A 22,854-nucleotide genomic window follows, 5' to 3' on the forward strand; every position below is an offset into this window, starting at 1 on the left:
TGATGATGTGGCACTTTCTGATTTTTCTACTTATGGTAGGGTGGTCTTTTGCCACTGAAGGAGCCAAGTTAATACAAACTCCATACTCAAAGCCTTTTAAAGCGGTTGTGGAGTTTTACTTTGATCACCCAGAGAAGATAGGACCAGCTTTAGGTTGGGTTTCTAACCTCGTGTATGTGCTTACCAATCCACCTTACGATTACTCTCAGGAGGACATAGACATTGTGGTTATATCTCACGGTAGAGAACTGCCTGTATTTGCCAAAGAAAACAGAAAGAAATACGAAAGCATAGTTGAAAGGATAGAGAGCCTCAGTATGTATGGAGTAAGGTTTATGGTTTGTTCTATGGCAGCCAAGCAGTTTTATGGATACTCGGAAAAGGACTTTTACCCTTTTGTTAGTTTAGTGCCTTCTGCCCTTACAGAAATAGTTCACTGGCAACACATGGGTTATGGACTTTTAATACCGCAGATTATAGAAATTAAGCAAGGAGGTGTACCATGAGTAGAAGACCTAACATAGAAAAGGCTTTAAAGCTTGTGTCTTCCAGATACGAGCTGGTGCATGCAGTGGCAAAAAGGGTGGAACAGCTCATGCAGGAAGGGGAAGACATATTCATCAGAGACAAAACTAAGGGAGAACTCGTAAAAAAGACCTTTCAGGCTATAGAAGACATAGCAAACGGTAAGGTTAAAGTGATAAAGGAATGACCTTCCTTATCTTACTTTTCTATTTTTTCTCCGCTCTTTCCTTTTCTCAGACCATCCTACCAGAGGAGTACAGACTTCTTTCTGAATACATGAAAACCAAAGATGAAAACATAGGTAAGTATCTTTTGGAGAAATATCCAGATGCGGTCTTTTCAGAAGACTTAAAGCTGATGCTTTCCGAAAACGCTTACCAAAGGGGAGACCTTGAGACTGCAAGAAACTATCTTAAAAGCATAAACGCAAACAAGTTAAAGCCTGATCTTCTTGATAAGTACGCTCAGCTTTGGAAGGATCTCAGCCTTGATAAAAAAAGTGCCCTACTTTCTTATCCTGTCCTTTTCAGAGATTTTATAGGCAGTGTAAAGCTCACCGATAACCAAGCTCTGCAGGTAGCCGATAAACTCCTGAAAAGCAGGCACTACAGAGATGTTATAAAAGTTCTATCTGATTTAAAGGACGAAAGAGTGTGTTATTACTTGGGTGTGTCCTATTTTCGCATAGGTGATGAAAGTAGGGCAGAGGAAATTCTCAGCTCTTGTAAAGATGAGAGAGGCTACAAGTACCTTGCGCTTATATACCTAAAAAGAGACGAGGAAGATAGTTTAAGAGATACGCTTTTGAAGATAAGGGAAACCCAGATTAGGGACAACATACTTCTGATGGTTGGTAGACACTACTTTCAACGTGGAGATTACCAAAGAGCTAAGGAGTTTTTCTCTCTGATGGTAGATGATCATGACAAGTTTTTTAACTTGGGGCTCCTTAGCTTTGTGCAAAAGGACTATCAAGATGCTCTTTCTTACTTTATCAGAGCGTACTATTTTGCAAGAAATGAAGCAGAATCATCTAAAGCCTGTTTTTGGGCTTATAGATCATACGCAATACAAGGAAAAGAAGACTTAGGGCTTAAGTATTTAGTTATGGCAAGTAAGGGTGAAGGATTTTATTCTGCTGTAGCTAAGATCATGTCTGGAGAACCATTAATAAGTAAAAGTGTCAGGCGTGTCTTTTCAGAAGGAGATACTCCTGTGCAAGCTGAAATCATAAAAGCAATAAGATCAGCAGGATTTTATTACTACTCCCGGCTTGAAGCTTTCAAAAGACTTGGGGAGCTTTCTCCAACAGACATAATAGCCATATCACAGTTTGACCCTTTCCTCAGCATAAGATTGGCAATAAGGAAGTACGGGAGCACTTCAGATGTCTATAAATATGTAGCCTTTCCACTGCCTTACAAGCAGTATGTTTACAGAGCGTCAGAAAGATACGGGATGGCACCTGAGCTCATATGGGCTGTGATGAGGCAGGAGAGCCTTTTTGATCCTTCAGCAGTATCTGTTTCTGGAGCAAAGGGGCTTATGCAGATTATAGACTCTACAGCCAGATGGCTTTATAAACAGGTAGGTATTGAACCCAAAAACATTTTTGATCCAGAAACAAACATACTGCTTGGCAGTGCTTACCTGAGACATCTTTACGATATGTGGGATGGCAACCTTGTTAAAGTCCTTGCCAGCTACAATGCGGGACCAAACAGGGTAAAATCTTGGACAGATTATTCAGATCCTTACCTTTTTATAGAAAGCATACCCTTCAAAGAGACAAGGGATTATGTGATGAAGGTTCTTTACAACTACTATGTTTATGCAGAGCTTTTAAAGTGAGCTAAGGGCTTTTTTTATCCTCTCCAGCGCATTGTCTATGTCTTCTTGGGTGTGAGCCATGCTTAAAAACCAAGCTTCAAACTGGGAGGGTGGAATAAGAACTCCCTCAGACAGTAAAGCTCGGAAAAATCTTGCAAACATCTGGGTGTCTGAACTTTTGGCGCTTTGAAAGTCTTTTACCTCTTGGTCTGTAAAGAATACGGTAAACATAGAACCAATGCGGTTTATTCTGTGGGGTATACCCTTTTCCCTCAAAAGATCAGAAATACCGTCAGAAAGCCTTTGGGTGAGTTCTTCAAGATACGCGTAAGGTTTTTCTCTGATAAGCACCTCAAGGGTCTTTATGCCTGCCACCATAGAAAGGGGGTTTCCTGACAGCGTACCAGCTTGATAGACAGGACCCTCTGGAGACACTTTATTCATTATGTCTTCTTTACCACCGTAAGCACCCAAAGGCATACCTCCGCCTAACACCTTACCCAGACAGGTCATGTCGGGTTTTATACCCAAAAGCTCCTGAGCACCTCCGAGAGATAACCTAAAGCCTGTTATAACTTCGTCAAAAATAAGTAAAGAAGCGTATTTTTTGGTCTGCTCTGCTATGACTTTTAGAAAATCTTCTTCAGGAAGCACTACTCCCATATTCCCAGCTACAGGTTCTAAAATAACACAGGCTATATCTTCTCCATACTTTTCAAAGGTCTCTATAAGTGCATGGGAGTCGTTATAAGGAAGTACAAGGGTGAGTTTAGCCATCTCTTCAGGCACACCAGCGGTACCTGGGATACCAAAAGTGGCAACTCCTGAACCACCACTTACCAGAAGACTATCGTAATGCCCATGATAGCATCCTTCAAACTTCACCACATAATTTCTACCCGTATAACCTCTTGCAAGTCGTATGGCGGACATAACCGCTTCTGTACCAGACGAGACAAACCTCACCTTATCTATAGACTGTACTAAATTAGCAACCATAGTGGCTAAAGTTATTTCGTGAGGGTTAGTAAGCCCGTAAGATAGGCCTTTGTGTGCCTGCTCGCATACCGCCTGAACTACCTCCGGATGAGCGTGTCCTAGTATGATGGGACCCCAAGAGCACAAAAAGTCTATGTACTCTTTACCTTCTACATCCCATATTTTGCAACCTTGTGCTCTTTCTACTATGATGGGATCTCCACCAACAGACTTGAAAGCCCTTACTGGAGAGCTAACACCTCCCGGCATATACCTTTTTGCTATACTAAAGAGCTCAGCATTCTTACTCATCTGTATTAAGGATACCTCAAAATCTTCACTTTTTCCAGAGTTATAAGTCCGTTGCTCACCAACTTGGCTATCTCAGGAAGAACATCTTTAAGGTTTTCTTCACAGTCTATAATCTCAACCACTATGGGTAGGTCCGAAGATAGCTTTAAGGGGCTCGCTTTGTGTATAACGGAAGACTTTCCATAACCTAATATGCCTCTGAACACAGTAGCACCAGCAATTTTTTTACTCCTGCAGAGTTCCACTATGTATTTGTAGAGAGGTTTACCTTCGTACTTATCATCCTCTCCAAAGAATATACGGACTAAAAGAGCATGCTCGCACTTCATAGCACCCTTCCTAAATTGTAGCCCAAAAAGGTCATAGATATACCTCCGCCAACACTTCCCAATATGTAAAGCAGAAACTTTAGCAGTTCACCGTTCACAAGTAAGTAATAGCTTTCGTAAGAGAAGGTAGAAAAGGTAGAAAAGCCACCCAAAAAGCCTGTTATTAGAAAAGCCCTCATACTGGAGGAAACATTTATTTTCTCAACCAAGTACGAGAAGAAAAATCCCACTAAAAAACAAGCCAGCAAGTTAACTACAAAGGTCCCAAGAGGAAAATCCAAACCAGCTTTTTTCTGTATTATTTTAGAAAGCTCATACCTCAAAACAGATCCCAGGGCTCCACCTATGGCGATAACAAACATTAGTCCCATATCTCAGCCTTCTCCATGGTTATGAGTCCACTTTTTAGATACTTGCTTATCTCTTCTATCACACTTTGAACTTTCTCTTCCTCATCTACAAACTCCACAACAACGGGAAGGTCGTAAGAGAGTACCTCTATTCCCTCATAATGGTACTGGCCTGTAGTACCGTATCCAAGTATGGCTTTTAGAACTGTGGCACCCCTTATACCCTTACTTTTGAGCATACTCAATATTGTGGAATAAAGAGGCTCTCCACTTAGTTTATCTCCTTCTCGTAGGAATATACGGACAAGGACAGCCACATGAATATTATATGTTAGAATTTATCTATGCAAGTTTTAATGGGAGTAGGAAAGGCAGGACTAAAAAGGGAAGGCAAACCTGACTTACTTGTGGTGCTCCTTCCTCAGGCATGCAATGCTTCCTTCCTTTTTACAAACAATCACTTCAAAGCAGGAAGTGTCATATATTCCCAGAAGGTGCTTGAAAAAAGTAGAGTAGTTAGAGCTATTGTAATAAACAGCGGTAACGCAAACTGTGGTGTGGGTAAGGAAGGAATAATCCACGCAGAGCTTATGGCAAAGAGGACTGCGGAGAACCTTGATATTGAAGAGGATCAGGTACTTGTGTTTTCCACAGGAGTTATAGGCAAACCTCTACCCATAGATAATGTCCTAAAAGCAATTGATGATGCCTGCAATGTGCTTGAGCCTTTGGACATAAAGAGAGCCAGCGAAGTGATCTCTACCACAGACAGCTTTCCTAAGTATACTTTTGTAAAGACGGGACTACTTGAAGTCTATGGCTTTGCAAAAGGTGCGGGTATGATACATCCCAACATGGCAACCATGTTAGCCTTTATCTTTATTAATGCAGATCTTGATCCCTTCACCCTAAACCAATTGCACAAAGAAATAACTGAAAGGACCTTTAATTCCATAAGCGTTGATGGGTGCACCAGCACTAATGATAGTTTTGGAATAATAAGCCTTGGAGTTATAAAAGAGGATCTTGAAAAGGTCAGACAAGCACTTCATCAAGTATCTTTAGACCTTGCCAAAAAGATAGTGGAGGATGGTGAAGGAGCAACAAGGATAATAAAGGTGGTTGTCAAAAACGCATCTCTTGAACTAAAAGCCAGAACTATAGCGGAAAAGATAGCCCTTTCAAATCTTGTAAAGACCGCAGTCTTTGGTAGAGATCCCAACTGGGGTAGGATATTAGCCTCAGCAGGCTCCACCGCATTTCCTATAGATCAGTTTAAGCTAAAGCTTTATATAGGCAATCACCTAGTTTACGACGGAAAACCACACCTCAAAGCGGTCCAAAGTGCCAAAAGGTATATGGAAGAAAACAAGGAGATTGAGATAGTGCTTGATCTTATGGAAGGTAAAGAAAGTTGGACTTATTATACTTCAGACCTTTCTTACGAATACATAAAAATCAACGCAGAATACACTACTTAGCACTGAGTTTTTGAAGGTAAGCTTATTACCACCTCTAAACCCTGTGATGTGTTGTGCATACTGATGCTACCCTTCATGTCATCCAAAAACCTCTTCACAAGGGAAAGACCAAGACCCGTACCTTCTTTCTTGGTAGTATAGAAGGGCTCAAATACCTTTTGAAGGTCTTCTTCTGGTATACCCTCGCCATAGTCCCTTACTGTCCAAACAAAGCATGAGTTTTCCGACTTTAGTTTAATCTCCACCTTTTGACCTTGTTGAGAAGCATCTATAGCATTTTCTATGACATTTATAAGAACTTGCTCCAATTTCCACGAAGAACACATCATCCCCACATGCGCGTCTATATCAGCAGTAAACTCAAGGCTTACTCTCTTCCTTCTTGCTTTGAAGGACAAAAGTTCTATAACTTCCCTGGTAATATCGTACGGGTTTATCTCTTGAGGTTTCCCATCAAAAACTTTTGCCATATCCAGAAGTTTTTTTACTGTCTCTGCACTTTTGAGTGCCTGCCTCATTATTATGCCTGCCTTCTCCCTTAGTTTCTCATCTTGGACAGTGTTGTGTATGTATTCCGCGTAAACAAGTATGGAAGCAAGAGGATTATTAAGCTGGTGAGCTATACAGCATGCGATCTCTCCTGCAAAGGATAGTTTGGATGTTCTGTAAAGAATAAGCTCAAGCTCTTTTTTCTCCGTTATGTCTCTTATCTGGTAAAGAAGGAACTCCCCGTCTTCTACATTTATAGGTACTGTGCAAATATTCACCACATACCTTTTACCCCCTATAGTCAGAAGTGCCTCAGGAATGAAGAGGGTTTGATGGGAACTGTGTTCTAAAAACTGTGATATATTCTTGCCTACTACTTCTTCTTCCTTTACAGAATATCTCTCTAAAAAGCTCTTGTTTACTCTCTTTATCTTACCATCTTTGCTTACAAGTAGCATACCGTCCACAGAACCGTTGAATATCTTCATGTAAACTTCTTTTTCTCTTTCTAAGCGGTTTACAAGCTCCTCAAAAGTTTTAGAAAGCATACCTATTTCATCACTTCCTTGCAAGCTTATACGCCTCTTTTCATTCCAATCAAGAAGACTTTCTTTTAGTCTGTCAAGGGGTTTGAATATGCGCCTTATTACTAAAAAGACTATAACTCCTACTCCTGTAGTGCTCAGTAATCCAAATAGCAAAGCTCTCAACAAAAACTGGTAAGCTGGTTCTAAAACAGTTTGGTAAGGCTCTTCAAGTACTAATGTCCAGTCAGTACCTTTTACGGGACTAGTAGCTCTTAAGGTATCTTTGCTAACTGCGTGTTGCAGGCTCAAAAGAGTCCTTCCAAAGCTATCCAGAAGGTAAAGGTTAGCATTTTGAATGCTCAAAGAATACACATCTTTCAAAAGACTGTTCAGGTTTATACTCACAACATAAAAACCCTTGAATACATTGTCTTGGAAGTCTGGTACTTTGATCCTCACATAGAGCTCCCCATAGCTGTCCTTGTAGTATCCTACCTTTTCTACTCTTTCCAGAAGCGAGCTTAGTTGTTTTTCAAACTCAGGCACAGTTTTTAATCTACTTGAAAAAGCTAAAAGTCTACCAGAAGTATCATAGAAAGCCCCTTCAGAAACGCCAGCTATATCCCCAGATAAGCGCCACAAGACCTCTTCGGGACTTAGCCCTAACCTTTCGTACTTGGCAGTGAGGGTGTTTATCTGACTGACTTTTTCTTCTAAGAGAGAACTTAGTTTATCTGACATGATGCTGACAAGCACATTTGCTTCTTCTTTCCACCTTTGTATGAGCTCCTGCTTAAGAACATAAAAGTGATGAAAGTATGATATTACCTGAACAGTAAGCACAAAGGTAAAAAGTAGAAGTATCTTGGTTCTTAAACTCATCCTCATCGGATCATCTGATCCGCAAAGGATAGTATGGCAGAGTTGTACTGCACTCCCTGTTCCCTGAGGGATCTTTCGTTCACAACGAGCTTTATGTCTCTTACTTTTTCAAAAGGCACATTTTTGACTTGTTCACCCTTTAACAGTCTGTAAGCTATGAAAGATGCTTGATATCCTTGCTGATAACCAGAGCTTCCATAAGCTACAGTGCAACCCTTCTTTGCCTGTTCAGGTGATAGGCAAAAGACAGGTAGCTGATAGAAACTTGCATACTGAAGTATGTAAGAAGTCAGAAAGTTTTCTGTATAAAAACAGGGAGTTATCACTATGCCATCAAATCCGTCCTCTTTCATATGACTTATCACATACTCCAAATCAAGAGCATCCCTGACAGATATGGGAACTACCTTTACGCCGTACTTCTCCCCTGCCTTTACAGTTATCTTTGTTGCTACCTTTGAGGCTTCAAACTGAGGCGTACAAAAAACTACCACCTTTTTTATGCTTGGAAAGAGTTTGTGGAGTATCTCCATCCTTTTTTCCATAAGCTCCGCGTTAAGGTTGTCCACACCAGTTATATTGTAAGAGGGTCTGCTAAGGCTCTCCGTAAGGCCCCAAGTCTTTATGGCTGTACCTCCCATAATGACTACGGGCTTTTTCATGTCTGGCTTTAGTTTTTTCAGGTAATAAGCTTCTATGCTTCCCCCTACTGCTATCATGCTATACTCGTCAAGCCTGTTTATTATCTCAATAGCCTTCTCTTCAAGCTTCTTTAGATTGTTGTCTCCAGTATAAAGGTCAAACTCTACATCTTTAATCCCCAGTGCTCTTAGCCCATCCTTAAAACCTTCTACCTTGCTCATTCTTCCTTCACCAGATATAAGTATGGCTATTTTTTTCTCGTCTTTTGAACACGAAAAGAGTGAAAGAAGTAATAAGAAGAGTATGAAAACCCTCATAAGGTAAAATATAATTTCATTCAGTAGTTCTTGATTAAAACCTCTACATTTGCCTTTTCTCTTTTATCACCTTTGCAGTTAATGAATCTGTTTGCGGATACTTCCCAAATATCATATTCCTTATAGAGCTCTCTTATGAATTCTGTGTTGGAGTTAGATAGCATAACATAACAGCCCTTTCTGTCCAACTCTCTAAAAACTTTTGTCAATTCCATCTGATCTCTTTCAGTAAAATTAAGTTTGTGGTATCTGGTGAAAGAGGAGCTTTTTGATATGGGATAGTAAGGTGGGTCTAAATAAACAAAATCCCCTTTTTCCGCCAACTTACAAACTTCTTTATAATCCAAATTTAGTATGGAAATTTCTGCGGTGTTTAAGTATTCAGAGACAGCCCTTAAATTTTCTTCATCTAAAATTTTAGGATTTTTATGCCTCCCAAAGGGAACATTAAATTTACCCTTTGAGTTTTCTCTATAAAGTCCATTGAAGCATGTTTTGTTCAGGTAAATAAACCTACTTGCCCTTTCCACAGCAGATAATTTCTCAGGATCTAAAGACCTTATCTTGTAGTAGTATTCTTCTTCGTTTTTATGTTTTTTTAGATTTTCAATGAGTGCATCTATGTTATCTCTTATTACCCTGTAGGCGTTTATAAGTTCTGTATTTATGTCGTTGATAATGGCTTTGTGGGGTAAAACCTCAAATAGCAATGCACCACCACCAACAAAAGGCTCTATGTATCTGTTGAACGAAGGTGGTAAGTTATTAATTAACACCTTAATTAATTGTCTTTTTCCACCAGCCCACTTAACAAAAGGTTTAGGTTTTACCAACTGCTTAATCACTGCGTGTTTGTTCATATAGTTATGTTAATATAAGAGACATGCAAAGCATGACAGGAGTAGGAAAAGCTGTATGCGAAAACGAAAGCTGGAAAGTATCAACCCTCATAAAAAGCGTAAACTCAAGAGGTTTGGACATATTTATAAAGTCCAATTATAACCTATCACCTATAGAGATGAGCATAAGAAAGCTCATAAGAGATTTCATCGCCAGAGGCACCGTCTCTGTTCAAATTGACATAACACCCAAAAAAGCAGAAACTCCTGTGGATATAGGGAAAATTCTTTTGAACGCTGAAATGATAAAGATCATAGCAAAAGAGCTTGGACTTAAGCTTATGGACGATACCATATTCCAGATAGCTTGGAAACATTCCGAAAGAACTATGGAAGAGTTAAGCCCGCAGCTTGAAGATTGTCTTTACGCATCTTTGCAATCTGCTTTGAATGACCTTATAAGAAGCAGAAAGGAAGAAGGACAACACCTAAAGGAAGACATGGAAGTGAGAATACGCAGAATAGAGAGCTTTTTAGAGAGCATAGAAAGGCAAAAGGAAGAGGTTTTAAACCTTATTAAAAACAGGGTAATTGAAAAAGCTAAGGAGCTTGGGCTTCCCGATACACACCATACGGTGCTAAGTGAGATTACCTTTATTCTCTCAAGGATAGATGTAGATGAGGAGATAACTAGAATAAAGTCGCACCTGCAAAAGATAAAGTCTCTTCTGAACTCAGAAGGAGAAGTAGGTAGAAAGCTGGATTTTGTATTACAAGAAATGCACAGAGAGATAAACACCCTTGGGAATAAACTGCCTGAGTTTTCTCAGGTAGTAGTGGAGATAAAGTCTGAAATAGATAGACTAAAACAACAGGTCGCAAATGTAGAATGAGAATATAATATTAACCTATGGCAGGACACAGTCATTGGGCTCAAATAAAGCATAAGAAGGCTAAGATTGATGCACAAAGGGGTAGGCTTTTTAGCAAACTAATCAGAGAGATAACTGTTGCGGTTAGGGAAGGAGGTCCAAACCCGGAATCCAATCCTAGGCTCAGAACAGCTATAGAAAACGCAAGAAAAGTTAATATGCCTATGGAAACAATAGAGAGAGCAATAAAAAAGGGTGCGGGAGAGCTCGGAGGTGAAACCTACGAAGAGGTTCTTTACGAAGGATACGGTCCGGGAGGGGCAGCCATAATGGTGCTTGCCGCTACTGACAACAGAAATAGGACTACCGCAGAGATAAGACACACCTTTTCTAAGTACGGAGGGAACCTTGGCTCTTCGGGGTGCGTATCCTACATGTTTGAAAGGGTAGGGTACATGGAAATTCCCAAAGAAAGCGTCTCCGAGGATGAACTTTACGAAAAAGCTATAGAAGCAGGAGCTGAAGACATTCAAACAGGAGATACTCATTACATAGTGTACACAAAGCCTGAGATGTTATACACTGTCAAAGACAGTCTGTCCAGATGGGGCATACCTGTGGAAAACGCAAGCATAAACTACAAACCCTTAAGCACAGTTCAGATAACAGACCCAGAAACAGCCAAAAGGCTCATAAAACTACTTGATGCCTTAGATGACCTTGATGATGTGCAGATGGTTATATCTAACTTTGACATACCGGAAGAAGTTCTAAAGGAATCCGCATGAAAAAGATACATACACGGGAAGCACCTAAGCCCGTAGGTCCTTACTCACAGGCTGTAATACACGGTAATTTACTGTTTGTATCGGGACAGATTGGCATAGACCCAAAGATGGGCAGGCTCAGGGAGACCTTTGAAGAACAGGTAAAACAGATATTTACTAACATAGATGCCATACTAAGGAGCGCTGGCGCAGACAAAAAGAACATTGCCAAAGTGAGCATCTACATAACAGATCTTTCCCTTTTTCCACAGCTGAATGCTTTGTATGAGGATTTTTTCAAAGATGTTGAGGTTAAACCTGCAAGGACCACAGTGGGTGTAAACAGCCTTCCTATGGGTGCATATGTAGAGATGGACATTATCGCTGTCTTAGGGCAGGGAAAAGAATAACCTCCCTTATAGAATCCACATCTGCCAATAGCATGACCAATCTGTCTATGCCTATGCCTTCTCCTGCGGTAGGGGGCATGCCGTGTTCCAAGGCTATGATAAAGTCTTCGTCCATCTGCATGGCTTCTTCATCTCCCATCTCTTTCTCTTTTAACTGTTCTAAGAACCTACTTCTTTGCTCTATTGGGTCGTTGAGCTCTGTGTAAGCGTTAGCTATCTCCCTGCCTGCTACGAAAAGCTCAAACCTTTCCACAAGGTCAGTGTCTTCTCTGTGGGTCTTTGCCAAGGGGGAGAGTATCTTAGGAAAGTCTATAACAAAAACGGGACCAATGAGCTCATCTTCTACAAGAAGGTCAAACACCTTGTCAAGAAGTTTTGCGTGAGTCAGTGTTTCTGCTTTTGGCACGCCTATTTCTATAGCGAGCTTTCTAAGACCCTCAATGTCTCTGAGGAAGAACTCCTTGTCCTTTCCTGTTTTCTCTTTGAGCAGGTCAAAGTATCTAACCACCTTATAAGGGGGTGTAAAGTCAAGAGTAATGCCCTGATAGGTTATCTTGAGAGTGCCCAAGAGCCTGTTAAGAAGGTGAGAGAAAAGCTCTTCCGTAAACTTGATAAGGTCCTTGTAGTCCCAGTAAGCACAGTAAAACTCAAGCATGGTAAATTCTGGGTTGTGTGTTGTATCCACGCCTTCATTTCTGAAGTTTTTACCAAGCTCATAAACCCTGTTGAAGCCTCCCACTATTAACCTTTTTAGATAAAGCTCTGGTGCTATTCTAAGGTAAAGATTTTGCTCAAGGTAGTTGTGGTAAGTGATGAAGGGTTTGGCATTAGCTCCAGATGCTACAGGTTGCAAGATGGGTGTTTCTACTTCTATAAATCCCCTCTCATCAAGAAATCTTCTTATCTCTGAAATAAGCCTACTTCTGAGAATAGTTATTTTGCGCGCCCTTTCGTTGGATATAAGGTCCAAATACCTCTGTCTGTATCTTACTTCCACGTCTTTGAGTCCATGCCACTTTTCTGGAAGGGGTCTTAGGCTCTTTGCTAACATCTTAAAATCATTGACCTCAACAGTTAGCTCTCCCGTGTTGGTCCTAAAGAGCTTACCCTTTACTCCCACTATGTCCCCCACATCAAAAAGATCATCAAAAGCCTGAAACTTATCATCTCCCACTATGTCCTTTTTTATGTATATCTGTATCCTTCCTGTGGCATCCTGAAGGTGTCCAAATATGGCTTTTCCCATACTTCTGAGAGAGACAAGCCTCCCTGCCACAGATATCTGATAGAAGTTAGGATCAAAATCGTATGTGATCTTTATGTCTTTTATTGTGGTTGTGGGACTATCTGATGGTTCAGCAGACTCAAGAGTGAGCTTTCCCTCATTCCTTACGAGCTTTCCCTTGAGATTATAAACCTCGCCCTGTTTTAGAGAATGCTCCGTTATGGCAAGTATCTCCACTCCTTCCTCATCACTAAGCCTTACCAAAAATCCATCCTCTATCTTAGATACTCTCTTGACAATGCCCCTTACGCTTACCTCTTCTCCTGTAGGGTCTTTCTCAAACATCTGTCTTATTTCACCTATAAAATGGCTTACCTCAAACTTGTGTGGATAGGGTTCTTTTATTTTTTCAAGCTTTTTGAGCCTTTCTTGCTCCATTCCTTAGCATTATAACAAAAGTTGTGCTATAATCTTTCACATGCCTAAGTTATCACCAAGAGACATAAGAAGAAAGATACAGGGTATAAAGAACACCAGAAGAATCACCAACGCTATGAAAGTGGTGTCCGCAGCAAAGCTCAGAAGGGCACAGGAACTTCTCTACGCTTCAAGACCTTACTCTGAAAAACTCTACGATGTCATAAGAGACCTATCTGCTCACATAGACTCCCAAACGCACCACCTTCTTGAGAGAAGACAGGAAAGGAGAGCGGACATAATTCTCATTACCGCAGATAGAGGTCTTGCGGGAGCTTTTAACTCTAATGTTATAAAGAGAACGGAGGAGCTCATAAAGGAAAAAGTGTCTTCTGGTGTGAATGTGAGCCTTATATTGATAGGAAGGAAAGGCTATCAGCACTTTTCCAAAAGGGACTATCCCATCATAAAGGGCTACGAAGAGGTCTTTAGAAAAGAGATAAACTTCTCTGTGGTCAAGGAAGTGGGACAGATGGTAAGGGAAAGATACGCAAACAGAGAGACGGATGCGGTTTATCTTATAAACAACGAGATGATCACCAGGGTAAGCTACAAACCCGTGGTGCGCACCTTCTTACCTTTTGAAAAGCCAGAAAGCAAAGGTGAGGACTACGGAATTTACGAGTTTGAAGTGGATAAAGAAGAGTTTATCAGCAAACTTATAGACCTTTACTTGAATTACCAGATATACAGGGCTATGGTGGAGTCTAACGCTGCTGAGCACTTTGCGAGGATGGTGGCTATGGATAATGCTACAAGGAACGCAGATGAGATCATAAGAACATGGACACTTATTTTCAACAAAGCAAGACAGGAAGCTATAACTTCTGAGCTTATTGATATAGTTAATGCGGTAGAAGCTATGAAGTAAGGAGGAAAGATATGAAGGGAAAGATGGTACAAATTATTGGAGCGGTTATTGACGTAGAGTTTGAAGGTGAAAACCTTCCACCCGTAAGGCACGGACTTAAAACAAGAAGGCGCTTTATTGACGATAGGGGAAACTGGGCGGAAGAGGACCTATACCTTGAGGTGGCTCAGCACATAGGCGAAAGAAGGGTAAGATGCATTGCTATGGGTGCTACTGACGGACTGGTAAGGGGTCAGGAAGTAGAGTATCTTGGTGGTCCCATAAAGGTGCCCGTAGGAAGAGCTACCCTGGGAAGGATATTCAATGTGGTGGGGCAACCCATTGACGAAGCAGGAGAGGTAAAGGCGGAAGAGTACTGGCCCATGTTTAGAGAACCCCCACCCCTTGAAGAGCAGTCCACAAAAGTGGAGATATTAGAAACGGGCATAAAGGTGGTAGACCTCCTTGAACCTTATGTGAAGGGTGGAAAAGTAGGTCTCTTTGGCGGTGCAGGAGTTGGTAAAACGGTGCTTATGCAAGAGCTCATACACAACATAGCTAAATTCCACAAAGGTTTTTCAGTAGTTATAGGCGTGGGGGAAAGGACGAGAGAAGGAAATGACCTTTGGCATGAAATGAAAGAGTCGGGAGTTCTTCCTTATACGGTGATGGTTTATGGGCAGATGAACGAACCACCAGGCGTGCGTTTTAGGGTTGCCCAAACAGGTATAACCATGGCGGAGTACTTCAGAGATGTAGAAGGTCAGGACGTTTTGGTTTTCATAGACAACATCTTTAGATTCGTTCAGGCGGGTTCAGAGGTTTCCACACTCTTAGGAAGACTCCCTTCCGCTGTAGGATACCAACCCACGCTCAACACGGACGTAGGAGAAGTTCAGGAGAGGATCACCTCCACCAAGAAGGGATCTCTTACCTCCATACAGGCGGTCTATGTGCCTGCTGACGACATCACGGACCCAGCTCCTTACTCCGTTTTTGCTCACCTTGATGCTACAACAGTCCTTGCCAGAAGACTTGCAGAGCTTGGCATATATCCTGCAGTTGATCCCCTTGAATCCACATCCAAGTACTTAGCTCCTGAGTTTGTAGGTGAAGAACACTATACGGTAGCTATGGAAGTAAAGAGGATACTGCAAAGATACAAGGAGCTTCAGGAGATCATTGCCATACTGGGTATGGAAGAACTCTCCGAAGAAGACAAAGCCATAGTAGGTAGGGCAAGAAGAATTCAGAGATTTTTGGCTCAACCTTTCCATGTAGCGGAGCAGTTTACCGGCATGCCAGGAAAGTATGTAAGGTTAGAGGACAACATTAGGAGTTTTAAAGAGATTCTCACTGGTAAGTATGACCATCTTCCCGAGATGGCTTTCTATATGGTAGGAACCATAGAGGAAGTAGTTGAGAAAGCCAAAGCTCTTGGAGCAAAGGTTTGAGGAAAGACGGAAGAAAACCTAACGAACTCAGACCCATAAGGATCGTCAGGGACTACCTACAGCATCCCGAAGGGTCGTGTCTTGTTGAGTTTGGAAATACAAAGGTTATATGCACTGTATCCGTGCAAGATGGAGTACCACCTTTCCTAAAAGGAAAAGGGCAGGGGTGGATTACCGCAGAGTACGCCATGCTACCCAGAGCAACTGCCACCAGAAACATAAGGGAGTCCGTTCAAGGAAGGATAAGCGGTAGAACTCACGAGATACAGCGTATGATAGGAAGAGCTATGAGAACAGCTCTTGACCTTACAAAGGTTGGTGAGAGAACCTTTTGGATAGATTGTGATGTGATACAGGCAGACGGTGGCACAAGAACCGCTTCCATAACTGGTGCCTTTGTAGCTCTTGCAGATGCAGTTATAAAGCTCTATAACGAAGGTATTCTAATCTCTACACCCATAAAGGACTTTGTAGCGTCAGTAAGTGTAGGTATAGTGGAAGGGCAGATCCTTTTGGACCTTAACTATGAGGAAGATTCAAGTGCAAAGGTAGATATGAATGTTGTAGCCACAGGCACTGGCAGTATATCGGAGATACAGGCTTTAGGTGAGGAGAACACTTTCACAAGAGATGAGTTTGATAAAATGCTATCTTTAGCTCTTGATGGCATATCTCAACTTGTAGAGCTTCAGAAAGCCTTTTACGAAATAAACGCAGGTATATGGCGTAAGAAGAACATAAAGGAAGCAAGGCTATAATTTTTTTAGTATAATTTTTTAATAATGAAAGAAAGAAGGAGTTGAAAGATGAAGACCTATAGAGTTAGACCTCAAGATGTGGAAAGAACATGGTGGGTTGTAGATGCAGAAAGTAAAACCTTGGGAAGGCTTGCATCTGAGTTGGCAAAGATCTTGAGAGGGAAACACAAGCCTTACTACCAGCCTGATGTGGATTGTGGAGACTTTGTAATAGTGTTAAATGCAGAAAAGATAAAAGTGACAGGAAAAAAGTTAGAGCAAAAAACTTACAGCTTTCACACCAACTATCCTGGGGGTTTAAAAGTGCGTTCCCTCAGGTGGATGCTTGAAAACAAACCAGAAGAAGTTATTAGGCTTGCGGTTAAAAGGATGCTTCCCAAAAACAGGTTAGGACACAGGATGCTAAAAAGACTAAAAGTGTATCGTGGTACTGATCATCCACATCAAGCGCAAAAACCACAACCTTTGGAGGTTAAAGGATGATCACAAAGTTAAAAGATTTTCGTATAGGCTTTGACAATGCGTACTACGGCACAGGCAGAAGAAAAGAGAGCATAGCAAGGGTTTGGCTTCTTAAAGACACTGATAAGATGATAGTCAAGGCAAAAGACAGTGGAAAAGAGTTCCTTATGAAGGATTATTTGCAAAGAGAAAGTTTATTTAGCAAAGTACTTTATCCCCTCAAGCTCACAAACCTTAATGGTAAATTCGGTATATACGCAACGGTGGAAGGTGGAGGCATTTCTGGACAAGCAGAAGCCATAATGTATGGTATAGCAAAAGCCCTACTTAAATACAATCCAGACCTCAGGCAAACCCTCAAAAAGGCTGGACTCCTTAGAAGGGACGCAAGAGAGAAAGAAAGAAAGAAGTATGGACTTATGAAAGCCAGAAAAGGCTACAGATGGAGCAAGCGTTAAGAGTATGTGTTTATGGTGCTACAGGATACACAGGTATAGAACTCCTCAGATACCTGTCCCAACACCCTTATGTAAAGGTGGTTTCTGTTCTCTCAAGGACTTATGCAGGAAGATACCTTTCTGATGTACTGCCCTCTTTTTTTAATACTTACCTTTCAAAAATTCCCCTCACCGAAGAACCTCAAGAGGACTTTGATTTAGCTTTTCTGTGTCTTCCTCACGAAATATCCCTCAACCTGGTGCCTGAGCTAATAAAAAAGGGTAAAAAAGTTATAGATCTTTCTGGAGCTTATAGGATCAGTAAGAAAGAGCTTTATCCAGAGTTCTACGGATTTGAACATGTACACGAAGAGACTCTAAAGCTTGCGGTTTATGGCCTTCCAGAAGTTTTCAGAGACAGTATAAAAAATGCAACGCTTGTAGCTAATCCTGGATGCTATCCTACCGCTACACTTTTGGGACTTTACCCATTTCTTAAAGAAGGGATAAACTTGGACAGAGTTATAGTGGACGCCATCTCTGGTGTGTCCGGAGCAGGAAGAAAGACTGCACAACACTTTCACTATCCTGAGATGGAGCAAAACATCATGGCATACTCTGTAGAGAAACACAGACATGTACCTGAAATGGAAGATGTTATAACAAAAATATCAGGAAAAAGTGTGAAGATAAGGTTTACTCCCAAAGTAATACCTGCATCAAGAGGCATGTTATGTAGCCTTTATGTACAGACTTCAGAGAAACGCCTGAAGGATTTATTTGAGGAAACTTATCTTTGTGAGAAGTTTGTAAAAATTATTCACGAACCTCCAGCAACCAAACATGTAATAGGGACAAACCTATGCCTTATTTATCCCTACTACGAAGAAAGGACTCAAACCGCTGTTATCATAACTGTTATTGACAACCTTGGTAAGGGTGCATCATCACAGGCTATCCAAAACATGAACATTATGCTTGGAATGGATGAAGCTACAAGCATAGAAAAGCCAGCGCTCTTTCCTTAATGGAGGAGTTCTTCCTTTATTATGTTCAAAAGGGTGAGTAGAGTGTTTTTAACGCTTTCCTTATCAATTGCAGAAACTGCAAGCACAGGAATACCCTCCTCTTCATCTATGTCAAGGGCAGTCCTTACATCCTCTGGAGACCACGCATTAGGGAGGTCTTGTTTGTTCGCACCTACCACTATAGGTACTGGAAATCTTGATTGGAAGAAGTTTATGATTCTTCTAGCTTCGTGGAAGGTAGAAGGGTCTGTGCTATCTACAAGAATGATAATTCCAAGAGCACCTTCACCCAGTATCTCCCACATAAAGTCAAACCTTGACTGTCCAGGTGTGCCAAAAAGGTAAAGCTCATGCTCGTCATCTATCCTAATCTTCCCAAAGTCCATAGCTACCGTGGTGTAGTCTTTCACATTTCTCTCTCCTACCGCTTGCGTCCTTCTTTCTGTCTTCACAGTCTTTATCTCGCTGACAGTGTTTATGAACTGTGTTTTCCCTGCTGCAAAAGGTCCAGCAACAACTATCTTTATCTTCTTTATGGGCTTCATCACAGCTCCTTTATCCTCTCTATGATCTTTGCAAGCAGTTCAAGGGTGATAGAAGGTTTTTGCTTTTTCTCTCTCCTCTTTCTCTTTATAGCGCTTAGTGCCAAAAGTCCGTAAAGGGTTCTGTCCACGGTTAAGTTGTCCAGTCCAGATTCGCGTCTTATGTCCATAACGCTCCTCTCTCCGTCAACGAGCATAAGCACCTTTTCCTCTTCCCTCGTTAGCTCAGCTTTGCGTATTTTTTCCATGTAGTCCTGAGACCTCTCAAAGGTCAAGAGCTCGTCTGATATTTTTCTCTCTACCTCCTCAGGTGTAAGTGTTCTTGATGCTATCATTATGAGTTTTTCTATGGGGTAATTAACGGGGATGTCCGAATTGTATCTTATAAATCCCGGTGTGAAGGAAAAAACGCCTTCTTTGCTACCGAGTTTGGTAATCAAAAAACGCTCTATGGTTTTTGGTAGGTTTTCCTTAGAGATTCTGAGCTTATCTATGAGGTTATCAAAATCTCTTTCCGCATAAACTCTGAAGACCCTGTCAACAGGCCTTGCAAAAACTATTTCCCCTTCTTTAACATAGTAAGCTACAGTCATATCTGTCCATTCTACAAGCAGGATACCGCTTCTTTTGTCTCTTGCAAGTATCTGGAAGATGTCCACAAAACTAAAAGTGCTTAAATCCCCTGTAAGTGCCATAATTCCCCTTTTATATGAGTGCCTTCAGTCTCTCTTGTGCCTTTTTTATCTCCATTAGCAAAAGTCCAAGTTTAGCATTGTTATCTGCAAGAACTACCATAACCGCATCATGACCTACACCCGTAAGTATAACATATCCATTTTCCCCCTTTATGGTTATCTGCTCAAGCCCCCCCTTTGCAAGCTCTTCCGATACTCTCTCGCCAAGAGACAGAATAGCCGCGCTCATAGCTGCTATCCTGTCTTCTTCGAGTCCAGGCTTTAACACAGAAGATATGGGAAGACCGTCTGCGGACACAAGCGAAGCACCTTCCAAACCAGTGTTTTTTATAAGTTCCTGAAGTACCTGCATGTACTTGTCCATATTTCCCTCCTATTTTTATAGTATATCAAAATAATAAATCAAATATAAAACCAAGTAAACTGGAAAAGATGAACCACGACAGAACATAAATAAAAATGATTCTTATCGGTAAGAAACTTTTAACTGCAAAGATGGTAGGCAAACATGTTCCACTGGACGCAAGCATGAAGGTTAAAGCATTACCATGAGTAAAACCTATATGTGTGAGAGCTTTTGCTATAGGAACATCTTCACCGGAGCAGACATATATAGGTGTGGATACAAGAGAGATGAGAGGATAAGAAAGAGGACTACCTGCTACATAACTTGCTACATGAGTTGGGACCAAGGCTTTTATCATAGAAGCAATAGCTATACCTGTCAGTATATATCTTCCAGTAAAAAGTAGGTTGTACCTAAGGGATTTTAAGAAGACTGTAAACCTTTTTTGGGAAACATCTTGGTTAGAAGCCCATCTCAGATGTATGTTTTTTTCTTTTTTGAAAAAAATACCTACAGTGTAGGCAACCACAAGCGCAAAAATAATAGTGCCGAAAACTCTAATTACAGTAAGCTCAAGTCCAAAAAAGCCATAAGTTAGCAGGACAGTAATGGGTGATAAAATAGGCGCTACCATAAGATAGGCTATTACTGGGGAGTAAGATTTAGACAGGTTGTTTATTAGGTGTGCCACAGGTATCATGGAACACGAACACTCGGGCAATAAAGCGCCAAAAGAAGCGGTAAAAAGAGGTGCAAGCTTGCTATTGCCCAAAATACTTCTGAGTATATTGAGGTTTAGATAAGCTTGAATAAGAGAAGTTAAGAACGATGCTAAGATGAAGTAAGGGAAGATGTCAAGAGTATACCGATAGAAGGTATTTAGCAAAAGGTCGATGCTTACCATAGGATTATATAATAAGTTCTGTTTTTCCAAAAGTATTATACTATATGCTAAGATGTCGGGTGGAAAGTACATAATAGCGGTAAATAAGGAAGCAAAGGCAAACTACGATATAATAGAAACTTACGAAGCAGGTATAGTGCTTGAAGGTTCAGAGGTGAAAGCTTTAAGAAACAAACAAACTGTTTCCTTTAAAGACAGTTTCGTCAGGATAGAAAAAGGAGAAGCTTGGCTTTACAATTTGTACATAGCACCATACAAACATGCCACCATAAAACCTCCAGACCCTTCTAGGAAGAGGAAACTTTTACTTCACAAGCGGGAGATACTCAGGCTTATGGGAAAAGTTCAGGAGAAAGGATACACACTCATACCCTTATCCATCTACTTTAAAAACAACAAAGTCAAAGTGGAAATAGCCCTCGCCAAAGGTAAAAAGGCTTATGACAGAAGACAAGAACTAAGGGAGAAAGACCTAAGAAGACAGTTGGAAAGAGAGCTAAAAAGTGGAAAGCTCAAACTCTGACTTTTACAATATAACTCTATGCACGAAAGAGTAAGCACTTTTCTTGAACGCATGTACAGGCTCAAAAGGGTCCCGCAAGCTCTTTTGTTTTATGGCAAGGAAGGTATAGGGAAAAAAACGATGGCTTTTGATTTTTCTAAAGCCCTGCTGTGTATAAAAGGCACTTTCCCTGCGTGTAATACATGTCCATCCTGCCACTATATGAACCAGTTTAACCAAATGCCCGTTGAACAGTTGCGAGTGTATTCAGACAAGGAGACTGGTAAAAAAGTTTTTCTTTATCTTCAGGGAGAGCATCCAGACTTTATATACCTTCAGCCAGAAAAGGACGAGATAAAGATAGATCAGGTGAGAGGAGTTAGGGACTTTTTGAACCTAAAACCTGCTTTATCACAAAAAAAGGTTGTCTTGATTGCACCCGCAGAAAGCATGAACCCTTACTCTCAGAATGCCTTGCTCAAAACCTTAGAAGAGCCGCCCCAAGACACACACTTTATTTTAGTTGCTAACAATCTTAATAATTTACTGTCCACAGTAAGGTCGCGTTGTTATCTGATAGAGTTTAAGGAACTCTCAAAGGAAGATATAAAAAAAATAACTGGCATAAAGGATGAAGAGATCCTTGAGCTTTGTGAGGGTAGTATCACAAAGGCTAATCAGCTCTTGCAGAAAACACACATTATAAAATTGGCGAGGGTGGCGCTTTTTGGCTCACCTCTTGAACTTTACAACGTATCCACTCAGGTGGAGAAGATGGAGTATGAAGATCAAAAGCTATTTCTTCAACTGCTTGAGATCATGCTACACAAAAAGCTGTTGCAAGACAAGGAAAAGTGGGAATTCTACGAGCCTATCATTGACAGGATCGCTTTTGTATTGGATAATTTAAAGAGGGGTATAAGGCTGAGCTTATTCCTCTTTTACCTAAATACATCTTTAACGGAGGTTAAAAAATGAAGATACAGACGGTTTTACATAAGCCAGAAGAGCATGCTCAAAAGCTGGAGTTCTTCAAAAATTGGGAGGAACTCACATATACCACCAAGATGATTCCCTACGAAAACTGCTACATAGCGGTTTTAGAAATTCCAGACGAAGACTTTGAAAAACTTGTGGGCATATTTCAGAGCAAGGAAGAAGCCATGGGAGCTTTTTTGAGCAACGCTATGGAGTATGGATGGGAAATTGTTCCAGAAAGCTATGTTATCTATCATGCACATTTTGAGGATAATAAGCTTTTTGCGGGACTTTTGCCAAAAGACTCCAACCCAGCCATCTTTGACCATCTACATCTTGAAAACATGGTAAAGGAGATGGCAAAGTATCCAAGGGTGGTGGTTTATTCTTACGATGTGGTCACATACATAAAGGACGTGTATCCTGAGGTGGACAGCAAGCTTTATGTGATAACAAGAGAGATATCTAAAGTAAAGGGCTATGCGCCAGATTTGGAACAGTTAGCACAAATCTACGGTGTTAATCTGCAAAGTCTTGAGGACAAGTTGAGGTTTATACAGGAGCTCATTACTAAACCCATCAAACTAAAGGACGGTGAATTGCAATTGCCTCCTGTAGATAAGCCTACTATAACTTGTTGAACACT

General features: G+C 41.0%; 28 protein-coding genes. 16 read left to right on the plus strand and 12 right to left on the minus strand.

All coding sequences use genetic code 11. The features are described from left to right. Positions 1–2: 2 nt before the first annotated feature. From CP948_RS00095 to CP948_RS00105, 3 genes are read left to right on the plus strand one after another with little or no spacing between them, the layout of a single operon-like run. Positions 3–506: a DsrE family protein gene (locus CP948_RS00095; RefSeq protein WP_180764073.1), complete on the plus strand. Its 504-nt coding sequence runs from the start codon at positions 3–5 to the stop codon at positions 504–506. Beyond that, positions 503–712 carry a DNA-directed RNA polymerase subunit omega gene (gene rpoZ / locus CP948_RS00100; RefSeq protein ID WP_096599842.1) on the plus strand — a complete coding sequence of 70 codons (210 nt, stop codon included), beginning with the start codon at positions 503–505 and terminating at the stop codon, positions 710–712. The genes CP948_RS00095 and rpoZ overlap by 4 nt, the downstream gene beginning before the upstream one ends. Beyond that, positions 709–2,376: a lytic transglycosylase domain-containing protein gene (locus CP948_RS00105; protein WP_096599844.1), complete on the plus strand. Its 1,668-nt coding sequence runs from the start codon at positions 709–711 to the stop codon at positions 2,374–2,376. The genes rpoZ and CP948_RS00105 overlap by 4 nt, the downstream gene beginning before the upstream one ends. On the opposite strand, the gene hemL is transcribed toward CP948_RS00105, so the two are convergent. The 4 genes from hemL to CP948_RS00125 are packed head-to-tail and all read right to left on the minus strand — an operon-like array spanning position 2,368 to position 4,641. Beyond that, the gene (gene hemL / locus CP948_RS00110) at positions 2,368–3,645 is read right to left on the minus strand and encodes a glutamate-1-semialdehyde 2,1-aminomutase (RefSeq protein WP_096599846.1); all 1,278 of its coding nucleotides are present in this window, start codon (positions 3,643–3,645) and stop codon (positions 2,368–2,370) included. The two genes, CP948_RS00105 and hemL, sit on opposite strands and share 9 nt — an antisense overlap. A 5-nt stretch (positions 3,646–3,650) precedes the next feature. Then, entirely contained in the window at positions 3,651–3,974 is a 324-nt protein-coding gene (locus tag CP948_RS00115) for a DUF190 domain-containing protein (protein WP_096599848.1), read from the minus strand. Further along, complete coding sequence (gene crcB / locus CP948_RS00120; protein ID WP_096599850.1) at positions 3,971–4,345, minus strand: fluoride efflux transporter CrcB; 375 nt, start codon at positions 4,343–4,345, stop codon at positions 3,971–3,973. Before crcB ends, CP948_RS00115 begins: the two co-directional genes overlap by 4 nt. Then, positions 4,336–4,641: a DUF190 domain-containing protein gene (locus tag CP948_RS00125; protein WP_096599852.1), complete on the minus strand. Its 306-nt coding sequence runs from the start codon at positions 4,639–4,641 to the stop codon at positions 4,336–4,338. Before CP948_RS00125 ends, crcB begins: the two co-directional genes overlap by 10 nt. Before the next feature lie 27 nt (positions 4,642–4,668). On the opposite strand from CP948_RS00125, the gene argJ reads away from it, so the two are divergent. Next, positions 4,669–5,805 carry a bifunctional glutamate N-acetyltransferase/amino-acid acetyltransferase ArgJ gene (argJ, locus tag CP948_RS00130; protein WP_096599854.1) on the plus strand — a complete coding sequence of 379 codons (1,137 nt, stop codon included), beginning with the start codon at positions 4,669–4,671 and terminating at the stop codon, positions 5,803–5,805. Here argJ and CP948_RS00135 read toward each other — a convergent pair. Genes CP948_RS00135 through CP948_RS00145 form a run of 3 tightly spaced genes read right to left on the minus strand, consistent with a single transcriptional unit; the run spans position 5,802 to position 9,522 of the window. Continuing rightward, positions 5,802–7,709 (minus strand): sensor histidine kinase, encoded by a 1,908-nt coding sequence (locus CP948_RS00135; protein ID WP_096599856.1) that lies wholly within the window; start codon positions 7,707–7,709, stop codon positions 5,802–5,804. The genes argJ and CP948_RS00135 overlap by 4 nt on opposite strands. After that, a complete protein-coding gene (locus tag CP948_RS00140) occupies positions 7,706–8,662 on the minus strand; it encodes an ABC transporter substrate binding protein (protein WP_096599858.1) in 957 nt (318 codons plus the stop codon). The genes CP948_RS00135 and CP948_RS00140 overlap by 4 nt, the downstream gene beginning before the upstream one ends. 20 nt (positions 8,663–8,682) lie before the next feature. Continuing rightward, positions 8,683–9,522, minus strand: a complete 840-nt coding sequence (locus tag CP948_RS00145) for a DNA adenine methylase (RefSeq protein WP_096599860.1) — start codon at positions 9,520–9,522, stop codon at positions 8,683–8,685. Between the two features lie 32 nt (positions 9,523–9,554). On the opposite strand from CP948_RS00145, the gene CP948_RS00150 reads away from it, so the two are divergent. The 3 genes from CP948_RS00150 to CP948_RS00160 are packed head-to-tail and all read left to right on the plus strand — an operon-like array spanning position 9,555 to position 11,550. Next, the gene (locus CP948_RS00150; RefSeq protein WP_245810024.1) at positions 9,555–10,394 is read left to right on the plus strand and encodes a YicC family protein; all 840 of its coding nucleotides are present in this window, start codon (positions 9,555–9,557) and stop codon (positions 10,392–10,394) included. Positions 10,395–10,411: 17 nt separating this feature from the next. Further along, on the plus strand, positions 10,412–11,161 hold the full coding sequence (locus CP948_RS00155; RefSeq protein ID WP_096599864.1) for a YebC/PmpR family DNA-binding transcriptional regulator: 750 nt from the start codon (positions 10,412–10,414) through the stop codon (positions 11,159–11,161). Further along, entirely contained in the window at positions 11,158–11,550 is a 393-nt protein-coding gene (locus CP948_RS00160) for a RidA family protein (RefSeq protein ID WP_096599866.1), read from the plus strand. Before CP948_RS00155 ends, CP948_RS00160 begins: the two co-directional genes overlap by 4 nt. On the opposite strand, the gene lysS is transcribed toward CP948_RS00160, so the two are convergent. Further along, positions 11,519–13,213 (minus strand): lysine--tRNA ligase, encoded by a 1,695-nt coding sequence (gene lysS / locus CP948_RS00165; protein ID WP_096599868.1) that lies wholly within the window; start codon positions 13,211–13,213, stop codon positions 11,519–11,521. The two genes, CP948_RS00160 and lysS, sit on opposite strands and share 32 nt — an antisense overlap. A 40-nt stretch (positions 13,214–13,253) precedes the next feature. Between lysS and CP948_RS00170 the strand changes: the two genes are divergently transcribed. Genes CP948_RS00170 through argC form a run of 6 tightly spaced genes read left to right on the plus strand, consistent with a single transcriptional unit; the run spans position 13,254 to position 18,241 of the window. Beyond that, positions 13,254–14,123 carry a F0F1 ATP synthase subunit gamma gene (locus tag CP948_RS00170; RefSeq protein ID WP_096599870.1) on the plus strand — a complete coding sequence of 290 codons (870 nt, stop codon included), beginning with the start codon at positions 13,254–13,256 and terminating at the stop codon, positions 14,121–14,123. 11 nt (positions 14,124–14,134) lie between these two features. Continuing rightward, a complete protein-coding gene (gene atpD, locus CP948_RS00175; protein WP_096599872.1) occupies positions 14,135–15,556 on the plus strand; it encodes a F0F1 ATP synthase subunit beta in 1,422 nt (473 codons plus the stop codon). Further along, the gene (rph, locus tag CP948_RS00180; protein ID WP_096599874.1) at positions 15,553–16,314 is read left to right on the plus strand and encodes a ribonuclease PH; all 762 of its coding nucleotides are present in this window, start codon (positions 15,553–15,555) and stop codon (positions 16,312–16,314) included. The genes atpD and rph overlap by 4 nt, the downstream gene beginning before the upstream one ends. A 48-nt stretch (positions 16,315–16,362) precedes the next feature. Continuing rightward, positions 16,363–16,797: a 50S ribosomal protein L13 gene (rplM, locus tag CP948_RS00185; RefSeq protein ID WP_096599876.1), complete on the plus strand. Its 435-nt coding sequence runs from the start codon at positions 16,363–16,365 to the stop codon at positions 16,795–16,797. Beyond that, a complete protein-coding gene (rpsI, locus tag CP948_RS00190; protein WP_096599878.1) occupies positions 16,794–17,234 on the plus strand; it encodes a 30S ribosomal protein S9 in 441 nt (146 codons plus the stop codon). Before rplM ends, rpsI begins: the two co-directional genes overlap by 4 nt. Beyond that, the gene (gene argC, locus CP948_RS00195) at positions 17,219–18,241 is read left to right on the plus strand and encodes an N-acetyl-gamma-glutamyl-phosphate reductase (protein WP_096599880.1); all 1,023 of its coding nucleotides are present in this window, start codon (positions 17,219–17,221) and stop codon (positions 18,239–18,241) included. The genes rpsI and argC overlap by 16 nt, the downstream gene beginning before the upstream one ends. On the opposite strand, the gene CP948_RS00200 is transcribed toward argC, so the two are convergent. From CP948_RS00200 to CP948_RS00215, 4 genes are read right to left on the minus strand one after another with little or no spacing between them, the layout of a single operon-like run. Then, a complete protein-coding gene (locus CP948_RS00200) occupies positions 18,238–18,786 on the minus strand; it encodes a GTP-binding protein (protein ID WP_096599882.1) in 549 nt (182 codons plus the stop codon). The two genes, argC and CP948_RS00200, sit on opposite strands and share 4 nt — an antisense overlap. After that, positions 18,786–19,478, minus strand: a complete 693-nt coding sequence (locus CP948_RS00205; protein ID WP_096599884.1) for a DUF4388 domain-containing protein — start codon at positions 19,476–19,478, stop codon at positions 18,786–18,788. The genes CP948_RS00200 and CP948_RS00205 overlap by 1 nt, the downstream gene beginning before the upstream one ends. A 10-nt stretch (positions 19,479–19,488) precedes the next feature. Beyond that, a complete protein-coding gene (locus tag CP948_RS00210) occupies positions 19,489–19,842 on the minus strand; it encodes a roadblock/LC7 domain-containing protein (protein WP_096599886.1) in 354 nt (117 codons plus the stop codon). Between the two features lie 25 nt (positions 19,843–19,867). After that, positions 19,868–20,728, minus strand: a complete 861-nt coding sequence (locus tag CP948_RS00215) for a permease (protein ID WP_096599889.1) — start codon at positions 20,726–20,728, stop codon at positions 19,868–19,870. Between the two features lie 52 nt (positions 20,729–20,780). Between CP948_RS00215 and smpB the strand changes: the two genes are divergently transcribed. From smpB to CP948_RS00230, 3 genes are read left to right on the plus strand one after another with little or no spacing between them, the layout of a single operon-like run. Beyond that, entirely contained in the window at positions 20,781–21,251 is a 471-nt protein-coding gene (smpB, locus tag CP948_RS00220; RefSeq protein ID WP_096600791.1) for an SsrA-binding protein SmpB, read from the plus strand. 18 nt (positions 21,252–21,269) lie between these two features. Beyond that, positions 21,270–22,208 (plus strand): DNA polymerase III subunit, encoded by a 939-nt coding sequence (locus CP948_RS00225; protein ID WP_096599891.1) that lies wholly within the window; start codon positions 21,270–21,272, stop codon positions 22,206–22,208. Further along, positions 22,205–22,849: a hypothetical protein gene (locus tag CP948_RS00230; RefSeq protein ID WP_096599893.1), complete on the plus strand. Its 645-nt coding sequence runs from the start codon at positions 22,205–22,207 to the stop codon at positions 22,847–22,849. The genes CP948_RS00225 and CP948_RS00230 overlap by 4 nt, the downstream gene beginning before the upstream one ends. Positions 22,850–22,854 lie beyond the last annotated feature (5 nt).

The sequence above is a fragment of the Hydrogenobacter hydrogenophilus genome, assembly GCF_900215655.1.
In the GTDB taxonomy this organism is placed as follows: Bacteria; Aquificota; Aquificia; order Aquificales; family Aquificaceae; genus Hydrogenobacter; species Hydrogenobacter hydrogenophilus.

What these genes read in the sequence shown, in the direction of transcription:
- CP948_RS00095 (WP_180764073.1), top strand. Translation starts at nt 3, where the DNA reads ATGATGTGGCACTTTCTGATTTTTCTACTTATGGTAGGGTGGTCTTTT.
- rpoZ (WP_096599842.1), top strand. Translation starts at nt 503, where the DNA reads ATGAGTAGAAGACCTAACATAGAAAAGGCTTTAAAGCTTGTGTCTTCC.
- CP948_RS00105 (WP_096599844.1), top strand. Translation starts at nt 709, where the DNA reads ATGACCTTCCTTATCTTACTTTTCTATTTTTTCTCCGCTCTTTCCTTT.
- hemL (WP_096599846.1), bottom strand. Translation starts at nt 3,645, where the DNA reads ATGAGTAAGAATGCTGAGCTCTTTAGTATAGCAAAAAGGTATATGCCG.
- CP948_RS00115 (WP_096599848.1), bottom strand. Translation starts at nt 3,974, where the DNA reads ATGAAGTGCGAGCATGCTCTTTTAGTCCGTATATTCTTTGGAGAGGAT.
- crcB (WP_096599850.1), bottom strand. Translation starts at nt 4,345, where the DNA reads ATGGGACTAATGTTTGTTATCGCCATAGGTGGAGCCCTGGGATCTGTT.
- argJ (WP_096599854.1), top strand. Translation starts at nt 4,669, where the DNA reads ATGCAAGTTTTAATGGGAGTAGGAAAGGCAGGACTAAAAAGGGAAGGC.
- CP948_RS00135 (WP_096599856.1), bottom strand. Translation starts at nt 7,709, where the DNA reads ATGAGGATGAGTTTAAGAACCAAGATACTTCTACTTTTTACCTTTGTG.
- CP948_RS00140 (WP_096599858.1), bottom strand. Translation starts at nt 8,662, where the DNA reads ATGAGGGTTTTCATACTCTTCTTATTACTTCTTTCACTCTTTTCGTGT.
- CP948_RS00145 (WP_096599860.1), bottom strand. Translation starts at nt 9,522, where the DNA reads ATGAACAAACACGCAGTGATTAAGCAGTTGGTAAAACCTAAACCTTTT.
- CP948_RS00150 (WP_245810024.1), top strand. Translation starts at nt 9,555, where the DNA reads ATGACAGGAGTAGGAAAAGCTGTATGCGAAAACGAAAGCTGGAAAGTA.
- CP948_RS00155 (WP_096599864.1), top strand. Translation starts at nt 10,412, where the DNA reads ATGGCAGGACACAGTCATTGGGCTCAAATAAAGCATAAGAAGGCTAAG.
- CP948_RS00160 (WP_096599866.1), top strand. Translation starts at nt 11,158, where the DNA reads ATGAAAAAGATACATACACGGGAAGCACCTAAGCCCGTAGGTCCTTAC.
- lysS (WP_096599868.1), bottom strand. Translation starts at nt 13,213, where the DNA reads ATGGAGCAAGAAAGGCTCAAAAAGCTTGAAAAAATAAAAGAACCCTAT.
- CP948_RS00170 (WP_096599870.1), top strand. Translation starts at nt 13,254, where the DNA reads ATGCCTAAGTTATCACCAAGAGACATAAGAAGAAAGATACAGGGTATA.
- atpD (WP_096599872.1), top strand. Translation starts at nt 14,135, where the DNA reads ATGAAGGGAAAGATGGTACAAATTATTGGAGCGGTTATTGACGTAGAG.
- rplM (WP_096599876.1), top strand. Translation starts at nt 16,363, where the DNA reads ATGAAGACCTATAGAGTTAGACCTCAAGATGTGGAAAGAACATGGTGG.
- rpsI (WP_096599878.1), top strand. Translation starts at nt 16,794, where the DNA reads ATGATCACAAAGTTAAAAGATTTTCGTATAGGCTTTGACAATGCGTAC.
- argC (WP_096599880.1), top strand. Translation starts at nt 17,219, where the DNA reads ATGGAGCAAGCGTTAAGAGTATGTGTTTATGGTGCTACAGGATACACA.
- CP948_RS00200 (WP_096599882.1), bottom strand. Translation starts at nt 18,786, where the DNA reads ATGAAGCCCATAAAGAAGATAAAGATAGTTGTTGCTGGACCTTTTGCA.
- CP948_RS00205 (WP_096599884.1), bottom strand. Translation starts at nt 19,478, where the DNA reads ATGGCACTTACAGGGGATTTAAGCACTTTTAGTTTTGTGGACATCTTC.
- CP948_RS00210 (WP_096599886.1), bottom strand. Translation starts at nt 19,842, where the DNA reads ATGGACAAGTACATGCAGGTACTTCAGGAACTTATAAAAAACACTGGT.
- CP948_RS00215 (WP_096599889.1), bottom strand. Translation starts at nt 20,728, where the DNA reads ATGGTAAGCATCGACCTTTTGCTAAATACCTTCTATCGGTATACTCTT.
- smpB (WP_096600791.1), top strand. Translation starts at nt 20,781, where the DNA reads ATGTCGGGTGGAAAGTACATAATAGCGGTAAATAAGGAAGCAAAGGCA.
- CP948_RS00225 (WP_096599891.1), top strand. Translation starts at nt 21,270, where the DNA reads ATGCACGAAAGAGTAAGCACTTTTCTTGAACGCATGTACAGGCTCAAA.
- CP948_RS00230 (WP_096599893.1), top strand. Translation starts at nt 22,205, where the DNA reads ATGAAGATACAGACGGTTTTACATAAGCCAGAAGAGCATGCTCAAAAG.